Genomic DNA, 11,471 nt, shown 5'->3' with positions numbered 1-11,471 from the left:
ACGGACCCATCCGATCGGGGAGGAACCCTCATGAAGCGAAAGATCGTCATCGCCGCCGTCACCGCGGCCGTACTCGTCGGCGGCACAGCCGCTGCGGCCGTCGCCTTCGCGGCCGACGACGGCCCTGCCGCGGGCAGCGCCACGGCCCGTGTCTCCGTCGGCGACGCGGCCTCGTCCGCCGTCCGGGCCGTCCCGGGCACGGTGACCGAGGCGGAGCTCGACGACGAGGACGGCGGACTGGTCTGGGAGCTCGACGTGTACGGCTCCGACAAGGTCTGGCACGACGTGACGGTGGACGCCGGCAACGGCAAGGTGCTCGGGAAGCACACGTCCGACGACAACGACGACCGCGATCGCCACGCCCCGCGGCCGGCCACCGTCACGCTCGACCAGGCGGCCGCCGCCGCGCTGAAGACGTCCCCGGGCACGGTGACCTCGGTCGAACTGGAGGGCCGCAGCGGCGGCGCGGTGCGCTGGGAGGTCGACGTCCGGGGCAAGGACGGCAGGGCGCACGAGCTGAACGTGGACGCGAAGTCGGGTGCGGTCACGGTGGACCGGTCGGACGACGGGCGTGACTCCGACAACGGGCGTGACTCCGACGACGGCGACGACGACTGAGGCCGGTCCGCCGGAGCCGTTCCCCGGTCCCGGTGCGGCCGCACGCCGCGCCGGGACCGGGGAACGGTCCGGTCAGGCCTCCCCGGTGAGCCCCGCCACCAGTTCGTCCGCCGCCGCGTACGGATCGAGGCGGCCGGCCACGATGCGTGCGGCGAGGGCGTCCAGACGGCGGTCGCCGTGCAGGTCCCCGATGCGTTCGCGGAGCCGGGTGACGGCGATCGTCTCGACCTCCCGGGCGGCGCGGGTGGTGCGCCGCTCGGCCAGGACCCCGTGCTCCTCCATCCACGCCCGGTGCTTCTCCAGCGCCTCGACGACCTCGTCGATGCCTTCGCCCCGGGCGGCGACCGTCTTCACGATCGGCGGGCGCCAGTCGCCGGGACCGCGGGACTCCCCGAGGCCCAGCATGTGGTTGAGCTCGCGGGCGGTGGCGTCGGCGCCGTCCCGGTCGGCCTTGTTCACCACGTACACGTCGCCGATCTCCAGGATTCCGGCCTTGGCCGCCTGGATGCCGTCGCCCATGCCCGGGGCGAGGAGGACGACGGAGGTGTCGGCCTGGGAGGCGATCTCCACCTCCGACTGGCCGACGCCGACCGTCTCCACCAGGATCACGTCGAAGCCCGCCGCGTCCAGCACCCGGATCGCCTGCGGGGCCGACCAGGCGAGGCCGCCCAGATGACCGCGCGTGGCCATGGAACGGATGTAGACGCCCGGGTCCGAGGCGTGGTCCGACATCCGGATCCGGTCCCCGAGGAGCGCGCCGCCGGAGAACGGCGACGACGGGTCGACGGCGAGCACGGCGACCCGCTTGCCCTGCCGCCGGTAGGCGGAGACGAGCGCCGATGTCGATGTCGACTTGCCGACACCCGGGGATCCGGTCAGGCCGACGACGCAGGCGTTCCCCGCCAGGGGTGCCAGCGCCGCCATCACCTCGCGCAGTTGCGGCGACGCCCCCTCCACCAGGGAGATGAGCCGGGCCACGGCCCGTGGCCTGCCCTCCCGTGCCTGCTCGACCAGGGTGGGGACGTCCACCTTCACGCTCGGCCTCCTCGCTCGCTCGTACCGACTACTTGCCCGGTACGCGGATGATCAACGCATCGCCCTGGCCGCCGCCGCCGCACAGCGCGGCCGCACCGGTGCCGCCGCCGCGCCGCTTGAGCTCCAGCGCCAGGTGCAGCACCACACGGGCGCCGGACATCCCGATGGGGTGGCCGAGCGCGATGGCGCCGCCGTTGACGTTGACCTTGTCCGAGGTGACGCCGAGGTCCTTCATGGACTGGACGGCGACGGCCGCGAACGCCTCGTTGATCTCGATCAGGTCGAGGTCCTCGACGCCGATGCCCTCCTTCTTGAGGGCGTGGCGGATGGCGCCCGACGGCTGCGACTGGAGCGAGTTGTCCGGACCGGCCACGTTGCCGTGGGCGCCGATCTCGGCGATCCAGTCCAGGCCCAGCGCCTCGGCCTTGGCCTTGCTCATGACGACGACGGCGGCGGCGCCGTCGGAGATCTGCGAGGAGGTGCCGGCCGTGATCGTGCCGTCCTTCGCGAAGGCGGGACGCAGCTTGCCGAGCGACTCGACGGTCGTCTCGGCGCGGATGCCCTCGTCCTTGGAGAAGAGGACCGGGTCGCCCTTGCGCTGCGGGATCTCGACCGGGGTGATCTCGGCCTCGAAGAGGCCGTTCTTCTGCGCCGCGGCGGCGCGCTGGTGGGACAGGGCGCCGATCTCGTCCTGGGCCGCACGCGCCAGGCCGAGACGGGTGTTGTGCTTCTCGGTGGACTCGCCCATCGGAATGTTCTCGTAGGCGTCGGTCAGGCCGTCGTACGCCATCGAGTCGAGCATCTCGATGGCGCCGTACTTGTGGCCCTCGCGGGACTTCGGGAGCAGGTGCGGGGCGTTCGTCATGGACTCCTGGCCGCCGGCCACGACCACGTCGAACTCACCGGCGCGGATCAGCTGGTCGGCCAGGGCGATGGCGTCGAGCCCGGAGAGACACACCTTGTTGACGGTGAGCGCCGGGACGCTCAAAGGGATGCCGGCCTTGACCGCTGCCTGGCGTGCCGGGATCTGCCCTGCCCCGGCCTGCAGCACCTGGCCCATGATCACGTACTCGACCTGGTCGCCGCCGATGCCGGCCCGGTCCAGCGCCGCCTTGATGGCGAAGCCGCCGAGGTCGGCGCCGGAGAAGCTCTTGAGGGAGCCGAGGAGGCGGCCCATGGGCGTACGGGCGCCCGCGACGATCACCGAAGTGGTACCGGTCGTTCCTGACATGAGGCACAGCCCCTTGGAATAGGAGTGAACGAGGGTTTACATGAATGTACTGAGCGGTACCTCGCCCGTCATCCGGCAACGGGTGTGATCGCGCGCACGTTGCGTAACCATCCGCCGAGCGCTGCACTGGTTCCATGCTGACGCGAATCGACCACATCGGGATCGCCTGTTTCGACCTCGACAAGACCGTCGAGTTCTACCGCTCGACCTACGGGTTCGAGGTGTTCCACTCCGAGATCAACGAGGAGCAGGGCGTGAGGGAGGCCATGCTCAAGATCAACGAGACGTCCGACGGCGGCGCCTCGTACCTCCAGCTGCTGGAACCGACCCGCGAGGACTCCGCGGTGGGCAAATGGCTGGCCAAGAATGGCGAGGGCGTGCACCACATCGCCTTCGGTACGGCGGACGTGGACGAGGACGCCGCGGACATCCGGGAGAAGGGGGTCCGGGTGCTGTACGACGAGCCCAGGACGGGTTCGATGGGGTCCCGCATCACCTTCCTGCACCCCAAGGACTGCCACGGTGTGCTGACCGAACTCGTCACGTCCCGGACGGAGCACTGACCCCGGCTGACCAGCGGGAGCCGGACAACCGCTTCTCAGGGATACCCGGCCCGGTAGAGTGGGCTGTTCCGGGCCGGGGCCGGGTCGGGGCCGCGCCGCGTCCTCAGCCGATGATCTGTCACCATTCCCCGGGGGGCCGTTCGCCGGCGAACGGTGCTCGTTTGGAGTTTGCGACGAGGGTTGGGGCCTCCCCCGCTCGAACAGTTGAGAGCTCGGGGAAGGATGGGACCGCGCAGTGCGGGGCTACGAACGCCAGGAGAGCCACCGGGCTGAAGACGACCATCTCTCGAGGTTCGAAGCCGAGATGGACCGGCTGAAGACCGACCGGGAGAAGGCCGTCCAGCACGCCGAGGACCTCGGTTACCAGGTCGAGGTCTTGCGCGCCAAGCTGCACGAGGCCCGACGCAGTCTGGCGACCCGTCCCGCCTACGACAGCGCGGACATCGGTTACCAGGCGGAGCAGCTGCTCCGTAACGCCCAGATCCAGGCCGACCAGCTGCGCAACGACGCCGAGCGCGAGCTGCGCGACGCCCGTGCCCAGACGCAGCGGATCCTCCAGGAGCACGCCGAGCACCAGGCCCGGCTCCAGGCCGAACTGCACAACGAGGCCGTGCAGCGCCGCCAGCAGCTCGACCAGGAGCTGGCGGAGCGCCGCCAGACAGTCGAGTCCCACGTCAACGAGAACGTGGCGTGGGCCGAGCAGTTGCGCGCCCGGACCGAGTCCCAGGCCCGCCGGCTGCTGGAGGAGTCGCGTTCCGAGGCCGAACAGGCGCTGGGCGCCGCCCGTGCCGAGGCCTCCCGGCTGGCCGACGAGACGCGTCAGCGCCTGGGGTCCGAGGCCGAGTCCGCCCGCTCCGAGGCCGAGGCGATCCTGCTGCGCGCCCGTAAGGACGCCGAGCGGCTGCTGGGCGCCGCCTCCAGCCAGGCGCAGGAGGCCACCGCCCACGCCGAGCAGCTGCGCACGTCGACGACGGCGGAGACCGAGCAGACGCGGCAGCAGACCACCGAGCTGAACCGGGCCGCCGAGCAGCGCATGCAGGAGGCCGAGACGCAGCTGCGCGAGGCCCGCCTCGAGGCCGAGAAGGTGCTGTCCGAGGCGAAGGAGGCCGCGGTCAAGCGGCTGGCCGGCGCCGAGTCGCAGAACGAGCAGCGCACCCGTACCGCCAAGTCGGAGATCGCCCGGCTGGTCGGCGAGGCCACCAAGGACGCCGAGTCCCTCAAGGCGGAGGCCGAGCAGGCGCTCGCCGATGCCCGGGCCGAGGCGGACCGGCTCCGTTCCGAGGCGGCCGACACCGCGCGCACCGCCGCGGCCGAGGACGCCGCGGCCCAGCTCGCCAAGGCGGCCCGCGCCGCCGAGGAGGTGCTGACCAAGGCGTCCGACGACGCGAAGTCGACCACGAGGGCGGCGAGCGAGGAGGCCGACCGGATCCGCCGTGAGGCGGAGGCCGAGGCGGACCGGCTGCGCGGCGAGGCCGCCGAGCAGGCCGACCAGCTCAAGGGCGCGGCCAAGGACGACACCAAGGAGTACCGGGCCAAGACGGTCGAGCTCCAGGAGGAGGCGCGCCGGCTGCGCGGCGAGGCCGAGCAGCTGCGCTCCGAAGCGGTCGCCGAGGGCGAGCGGATCCGTGGCGAGGCCCGGCGCGAGGCCCTCCAGCAGATCGAGGAGGGCGCGAGGACAGCCGAGGAGCTGCTGGCCAAGGCGAAGGCGGACGCGGAGGAGCTGCGCGGCGCCGCGGGCACCGAGAGCGAACGGGTCCGCACCGAGGCGGGCGAGCGCGCGGCAACGCTGCGCAAGCAGGCCGAGGAGGCCCTGGAGCGGGCACGCGCCGAGGCCGAGCAGCTGCGTACCGAGGCCGAGGAGCAGGCCGAGTCGACGACGGCCGCGGCCGAGCAGGCGGCGGCGGAGCTGCGCGAGGAGACCGAGCGCGCGGTCGCGGCCCGGCAGACCGAGGCGGCCGAGGAGCTGGCCCGGCTGCACAGCGAGGCCGAGACCCGGGTCACCACCGCCGAGCAGACGCTGAGCGAGGCTCGTTCCGACGCGGAGCGGATCCGGCGCGAGACGAACGAGGAGTCCGAGCGGCTGCGCGCGGAGGCCGCCGAGCGGCTGCGCACGCTGCAGGAGCAGTCCGAGGCCGAGGCCCAGCGGCTGCGCGACGAGGCCGCCGCCGATGCCTCGCGGTCCCGTGCGGAGGGCGAGTCCCTCGCCGTACGGCTGCGCAGCGAGGCGGCCGCCGAGGCCGAGCGGCTGAAGACCGAGGCGCAGGAGAGTGCCGACCGGGTGCGGTCGGAGGCCGCGGCCGCCGCCGAACGTGTGGGCACGGAGGCCGCCGAGGCGCTGGCCGCCGCCCAGGAGGAGGCGAACCGGCGCCGTCGCGAGGCCGAGGAGACCCTCGACGCGGCACGTACCGAGGCCAACCAGGAGCGCGAGCGGGCCCGCGAGCAGAGCGAGGAGCTCCTGGCCTCTGCCCGCAAGCGGGTCGAGGAGGCGCAGACCGAGGCCCAGCGCCTGGTCGAGGAGGCGGACGCGCGGGCGACCGAGATGGTCGCCGCGGCCGAGCAGACCGCCCAGCAGGTGCGGGATTCGGTCAACGGGCTCCAGGAGCAGGCCGAGGCGGAGATCGCCGGGCTGCGCTCCACCGCCGAGCATGTCGCGGAGCGGACGAAGTCCGAGGCGCAGGAGGAGGCGGACCGGGTCCGTTCCGACGCGTACGCGGAGCGGGAGCGGGCCGGCGAGGACGCCGCCCGGGTGCGCCGGGTGGCGCAGGAGGAGACCGACGCCGCGAAGGCGATGGCCGAGCGGACCGTGTCCGAGGCGATCACGGAGTCGGAGAAGCTGCGGGCCGACACCGCGGAGTACAGCCAGCGGATGCGTACCGAGGCGTCCGATGCCCTGGCCTCGGCCGAGCAGGACGCGTCGCGCAGCCGGGCCGAGGCCCGCGAGGACGCCAACCGGATGCGGTCCCAGGCCGCGGAGCAGGCCGACAGCCTGGTGTCCGAGGCCGCGAGCGAGGCGGAGCGGCTCCGTACGGAGTCGACGCAGCAGGCCGACAGCCTGGTGTCCGAGGCCACGGGCGAGGCGGAGCGGCTCCGTAGCGAGGCGCAGCAGCTGGCGGCCCGGCTCGGTGACGAGGCGGCGGGCGAGGCGGAGCGGCTGCGGGCCGAGGCGGCGGCGACCGTCGGTTCCGCGCAGGAGCACGCGCTCCGTACCCGCGAGGAGTCGGAGCGGCTGCGGGGCGACGCCGAGGCGGCGGCCGAGCAGATGCGTGCCGAGGCCCGCCAGGAGGCGGACCGGCTGCTGGACGAGGCGCGCGAGTCGGCCTCTAAGCGGCGTGCGGACGCGGCCGAGCAGGCGGACCAGCTGATCAACAAGGCCCAGGAGGAGGCGCTGCGCGCTGCCACCGAGGCCGAGGAGCAGGCCGACACGATGGTCGGGATGGCCCGCAAGGAGGCCGTGCGGATCACCTCCGAGGCGACGGTCGAGGGCAACTCCCTGGTGGAGCGGGCCCGGACGGACGCGGACGAGCTGCTGGTCGGCGCGCGGCGGGACGCCACGCAGATCCGGGAGCGGGCCGAGGAGCTCAGGAACCGGGCGGAGGCCGAGGTCCAGGAGCTGCACGACCGTGCGCGGCGGGAGACGGCCGAGCAGGTCAAGACGGTCGGCGAGCGCGTGGACAACCTGATGAAGGCCGCGACCGAGCAGCGCGAGGAAGCCGCGGCGAAGGCCAAGGAACTGCTGTCCGACGCCAACTCCGAGGCGAGCAAGGTCCGGATCGCCGCCGTGAAGCGGGCCGAGTCGCTGCTCAAGGAGGCCGAGCAGAAGAAGGCCAGCCTGGTGCGCGAGGCGGAGAAGCTGCGGGCCGACGCCGAGGCCGAGGCCACGCGGACGGTGGACGAGGGCCGGCGCGAGCTCGATGTCCTGGTGCGCCGGCGTGCGGACATCAACACGGAGATCTCCCGTGTCCAGGACGTCCTGGAGGCGTTGGAGTCTTTCGAGACCCCCGGGGCGGGCGGTAAGGGCGCGGGTGCCGGTCCGCCGGGCGGTGTCAAGGCCACGGCGGCGGCGGGCACTCGTGCGGGTGGCAAGCAGTCGGATGGGTAGCCACCCGGTGCTCTTCCGTGGTTCGGCATGGACGTTCAGCCCTCCGAGTGGCAAGGGTTACGGGGGTTAGCCACTCAAAAGGGGTGTCATTCTCCAGATCAAACAGGCATCTGCTCGATGACACGCCGTTCTGGCCCCTAGGATTCCCTCTATCACCTCACCGGTCTCACTTCGACAGGAACCCCATGAGTGACCCTTCCTCCCCCTTCGGCTTCGAGCTCGTGCGGCGTGGTTACGACCGCGGTCAGGTGGATGACCGCATTACCAAGATCGTCGCCGACCGTGATAGTGCTCTCTCCCGCATCACATCTCTGGAAAAGCGCATCGAGGAGCTCCACCTCGAAACGCAGAACGCCCAGGCCCAGGTGAGCGACGCCGAGCCGTCGTACGCGGGTCTCGGCGCGCGTGTGGAGAAGATTCTCCGCCTTGCCGAGGAGGAGGCCAAGGACCTGCGTGAGGAGGCCCGTCGCGCCGCCGAGCAGCACCGTGAGCTCGCCGAGTCCGCCGCCCAGCAGGTGCGCAACGACGCCGAGACCTTCGCCTCCGAGCGCAAGGCCAAGGCCGAGGACGACGGCGTCCGCATCGTCGAGAAGGCCCAGGGTGAGGCCAACACGCTGCGCTCGGACGCGCAGAAGGACGCGGCCCAGAAGCGCGAGGAGGCCGACGCCCTCTTCGAGGAGACCCGTGCCAAGGCCGCCCAGGCCGCCGCGGACTTCGAGACGAACCTGGCCAAGCGCCGCGACCAGTCGGAGCGCGACCTCGCGTCCCGTCAGGCCAAGGCCGAGAAGCGTCTGGCCGAGATCGAGCACCGCGCGGAGCAGCTCCGCCTGGAGGCCGAGAAGCTCCGCACGGACGCCGAGCGCCGCGCCCGTCAGACGGTGGAGACCGCTCAGCGTCAGGCCGAGGACATCGTGGCCGACGCCAACGCGAAGGCCGACCGGATCCGCAGCGAGTCGGAGCGCGAGCTGGCGGCGCTCACCAACCGCCGCGACTCGATCAACGCGCAGCTGACCAACGTCCGCGAGATGCTGGCGACGTTGACGGGTGCCGCGGTGGCAGCCGCCGGCTCGCCCGCCGACGAGGAGCCCGCGACCCGCGGCGTCCCGGCGCAGCAGACCCGCTGATCACCTGCCCGGCCCAGCCTTTGCGCGCCCGGTTCCGCCTTTGTGGTGGCGCCGGGCGCGCGGCCGTTCTAGCGTGAACGCATGATCGAGCTTGATGGCCTCACCAAGCGCTTCGGCAACAAGGTTGCCGTCGACCAGTTGTCGTGCCGGATCAGTCCGGGGATGGTGACGGGTTTTCTGGGACCCAACGGGGCGGGCAAGTCCACCACGATGCGGATGATGCTCGATCTCGACAACCCCACCAGCGGATCGGTGCGCATCGACGGCAAGCACTACCGCGATCTGTCGGAGCCCCTGAAGTACATCGGTGCGCTCCTGGACGCCAAGTCGATGCACGGCGGCCGCAGCGCGTACAACAACCTGCTCTGTCTCGCCCAGAGCAACCGGATCCCGGAGAGCCGGGTGGCGGAGGTTCTCGACACCGTCGGCCTGACCGCGGTGGCGAAGAAGAAATCCAAGGGATTCTCCCTCGGTATGGGGCAGCGACTCGGAATCGCGTCGGCGCTGCTCGGTGATCCCGAGATTCTGATGTTCGACGAACCCGTCAATGGTCTGGACCCCGAGGGAATTCACTGGATCCGCAATCTGATGAAGGCGCTCGCCGCGGAAGGGCGGACGATCTTCGTCTCCTCCCATCTGATGAGTGAAATGGCACTGACCGCGGACCATCTGATCGTGATCGGTCAGGGCCGGCTGCTCGCCGACACCTCGATGGCCGACTTCATCCATCAGAACTCCCGCAGTTATGTGCGGCTGCGCTCGCCGCAGCAGGAGCGGCTGCGGGACGTCCTGCACGCGGAGGGAATCGTCGCGGTCGAGTCGGGCAACGGCACGCTGGAGATCGACGGCGCCACCACCGAGGCCCTGGGCGAGCTCGCCGCCCGGCACACGATCGTGCTGCACGAGCTGAGCTCCCAGCGGGCCTCTCTGGAGGAGGCGTTCATGCAGATGACTGCGGACTCGGTGGAGTACCACGCACACTCGGAGCGCGGGGCCGCGCCGCCGCCGGTGGGGCCGCACTGGGGCGATCAGTGGAACCGGCCGCCCGGCTCCGCCCCGGGGGCTCCCGGCGGTTCCGGCGGTTCCGGCGGTTCCGGCGGTTCCGGCACCGGACAGGGGGCGTGACGGCGATGGCATCGGTACCCGCGGTCCTGACCTCCGAATGGACCAAGATCCGTACGGTTTCCTCGACGACCTGGACGCTGATCTCCGCGTTCGCCGTCACCGTCGCGATGAGCGCCGCGCTCTGTGCGGTGATGAACTCCCAGTTCGACGACCTCTCCGACGCGGAGCGGGCCACGTTCGACCCCACGTTCATCAGCTTCTCCGGGATGATTCTCGGCCAGCTGGCGATGGTCGTCTTCGGTGTCCTGGTGGTCGGTACGGAGTACAGCTCCGGCATGATCCGCACCTCGCTGGCGGCGGTGCCGCAGCGTGCCACCTTCCTCTTCAGCAAGATGCTGGTCGCCGGTGTGCTGGCCCTGGTGGTCGGGATGGTGACCAGCTTCGTCTCGTTCTTCCTCGGCCAGGCCCTGCTCGGTGACCACCGCATCGGCATCGGCGAGGACAACGTGCTGCGGGCGGTCTTCGGCGCCGGTCTCTACATGGGGCTGATCGCGATCTTCTCCATGGGGGTGGCGGCGATGCTGCGCAGCTCCATGCTGTCGCTCGGCATCCTGATGCCGTTCTTCTTCCTGGTCTCGCAGATCCTGTCGGCCGTCCCGGGCGCCAAGAGCGTCGCCCAGTACTTCCCCGACCAGGCCGGTTCCAAGATCATGCAGGTGGTGCCCGACGCGATGAACAGCGATCCGGCACCGTACGGGCCGTGGGCCGGGCTGCTGATCATGGTGGCGTGGGTGGCGGCCTCGGTGTTCGGCGGTTTCCTCGTACTCAAGAAGCGCGACGCCTGACCGGGTGCCGTGGGCCCCGGTCCACGGCATCCGGAAGCGACTCGCCCCGGTATCGGCTTGGCCGGAACCGTCAGGGCCTGGATATCCTCCTCACTCATACGGGGGGCGTACGGCCGACGGCCTGTGCCCCGACGACAGATAAGTCGATGGGCTGGAGCATGATCGAGGCAGTCGGCCTGACCAAGCGCTATGGCGCGAAGACGGCCGTGTACAACCTTTCCTTCCAGGTGCGGCCCGGCGCCGTCACCGGGTTCCTCGGCCCCAACGGGTCGGGGAAGTCGACCACGATGCGGATGATTCTCGGCCTGGACCGGCCGACGGAGGGCCGGGCGACCATCGGCGGCCACGAATTCCGCGATCTGCCTAACGCCCCGCGTCAGGTGGGCGCCCTGCTCGATGCCAAGGCCGTGCACGGCGGGCGCAGCGCCCGCCGTGCACGGCCTTGGCATCGAGCAGGGCGCCCACCTGACGCGGNGAGCAGCGCGAGAAGCTCACCGCCACGCTCACCGAGGCGGGCGGCCAGGTCATGTCGGAGCCGGACGGCGCCCTGCGGATCACCGGGCTCCGGCTGCCGCGGATCAGCGATCTGGCCCATGAGGCGGACGTCCGGCTGTGGGAGCTGTCGCCGCACCAGGCCTCGCTGGAGGAGGCGTACATGCGGATGACGCAGGGCGCCGTGGACTACCGCTCGACGGCCGACCAGGTGGCCCATCTGCAGGCGCCGCCGACCCCCGGATACGGACCGCAGCAGGCGTTCGCCCCGCCGCAGGGCGCCCCCGAGGTGCCGCAGCAGGGCTGGTACGCCCCGCCGCCGCCCGGCCGGAACCCGTACACGGACGCACCGGCCCCCGCCGTCCCGGCGGCCGCCCCGGCCGCTCCTGCGGCTCCCGT

General features: G+C 71.8%; 8 protein-coding genes and 1 pseudogene. 7 read left to right on the top strand and 2 right to left on the bottom strand.

What is annotated here, in order from left to right; genetic code table 11:
• The first annotated feature begins 30 nt into the window (after positions 1 to 30).
• Positions 31 to 618, top strand: coding sequence for a PepSY domain-containing protein (locus JGS39_RS08760; RefSeq protein WP_219568191.1), 588 nt, complete (start codon positions 31 to 33; stop codon positions 616 to 618).
• A 72-nt stretch (positions 619 to 690) separates the two neighbouring features.
• Here the strand turns inward: JGS39_RS08760 and meaB are convergent, their stop codons facing one another.
• Both meaB and JGS39_RS08750 read right to left on the bottom strand, forming a co-directional pair.
• Positions 691 to 1,653, bottom strand: a complete 963-nt coding sequence (gene meaB / locus JGS39_RS08755) for a methylmalonyl Co-A mutase-associated GTPase MeaB (protein WP_219568190.1) — start codon at positions 1,651 to 1,653, stop codon at positions 691 to 693.
• 28 nt (positions 1,654 to 1,681) lie between these two features.
• Entirely contained in the window at positions 1,682 to 2,884 is a 1,203-nt protein-coding gene (locus tag JGS39_RS08750) for an acetyl-CoA C-acetyltransferase (RefSeq protein ID WP_219568189.1), read from the bottom strand.
• Between the two features lie 134 nt (positions 2,885 to 3,018).
• On the opposite strand from JGS39_RS08750, the gene mce reads away from it, so the two are divergent.
• From mce to JGS39_RS08720, 6 genes and pseudogenes are all read left to right on the top strand, one after another.
• A complete protein-coding gene (gene mce, locus JGS39_RS08745; protein ID WP_219568188.1) occupies positions 3,019 to 3,447 on the top strand; it encodes a methylmalonyl-CoA epimerase in 429 nt (142 codons plus the stop codon).
• Between the two features lie 235 nt (positions 3,448 to 3,682).
• Positions 3,683 to 7,546 (top strand): polarized growth protein Scy, encoded by a 3,864-nt coding sequence (gene scy, locus JGS39_RS08740; protein ID WP_219568187.1) that lies wholly within the window; start codon positions 3,683 to 3,685, stop codon positions 7,544 to 7,546.
• A 185-nt stretch (positions 7,547 to 7,731) separates the two neighbouring features.
• Positions 7,732 to 8,670, top strand: a complete 939-nt coding sequence (locus tag JGS39_RS08735; protein ID WP_219568186.1) for a coiled-coil domain-containing protein — start codon at positions 7,732 to 7,734, stop codon at positions 8,668 to 8,670.
• Positions 8,671 to 8,751: 81 nt separating this feature from the next.
• On the top strand, positions 8,752 to 9,795 hold the full coding sequence (locus tag JGS39_RS08730) for an ATP-binding cassette domain-containing protein (protein WP_219568185.1): 1,044 nt from the start codon (positions 8,752 to 8,754) through the stop codon (positions 9,793 to 9,795).
• 5 nt (positions 9,796 to 9,800) lie between these two features.
• On the top strand, positions 9,801 to 10,580 hold the full coding sequence (locus tag JGS39_RS08725) for an ABC transporter permease (RefSeq protein ID WP_219568184.1): 780 nt from the start codon (positions 9,801 to 9,803) through the stop codon (positions 10,578 to 10,580).
• Positions 10,581 to 10,738: 158 nt separating this feature from the next.
• Positions 10,739 to 11,471: pseudogene (locus tag JGS39_RS08720) on the top strand (DUF8746 domain-containing protein); the annotation flags it as partial.

Source organism: Streptomyces poriferorum (genome assembly GCF_019399235.1).
Classification (GTDB): Bacteria; Actinomycetota; Actinomycetes; order Streptomycetales; family Streptomycetaceae; genus Streptomyces; species Streptomyces poriferorum.
Note: the sequence above shows the minus strand (reverse complement) of the source record. Positions and strands in the feature narration are given on the sequence as shown.

Bases quoted from the DNA above. Each gene is read 5' to 3' on its own strand.
- JGS39_RS08760 (WP_219568191.1), top strand. From the start codon at position 31: ATGAAGCGAAAGATCGTCATCGCCGCCGTCACCGCGGCCGTACTCGTC.
- JGS39_RS08750 (WP_219568189.1), bottom strand. From the start codon at position 2,884: ATGTCAGGAACGACCGGTACCACTTCGGTGATCGTCGCGGGCGCCCGT.
- mce (WP_219568188.1), top strand. From the start codon at position 3,019: ATGCTGACGCGAATCGACCACATCGGGATCGCCTGTTTCGACCTCGAC.
- JGS39_RS08735 (WP_219568186.1), top strand. From the start codon at position 7,732: ATGAGTGACCCTTCCTCCCCCTTCGGCTTCGAGCTCGTGCGGCGTGGT.
- JGS39_RS08730 (WP_219568185.1), top strand. From the start codon at position 8,752: ATGATCGAGCTTGATGGCCTCACCAAGCGCTTCGGCAACAAGGTTGCC.
- JGS39_RS08725 (WP_219568184.1), top strand. From the start codon at position 9,801: ATGGCATCGGTACCCGCGGTCCTGACCTCCGAATGGACCAAGATCCGT.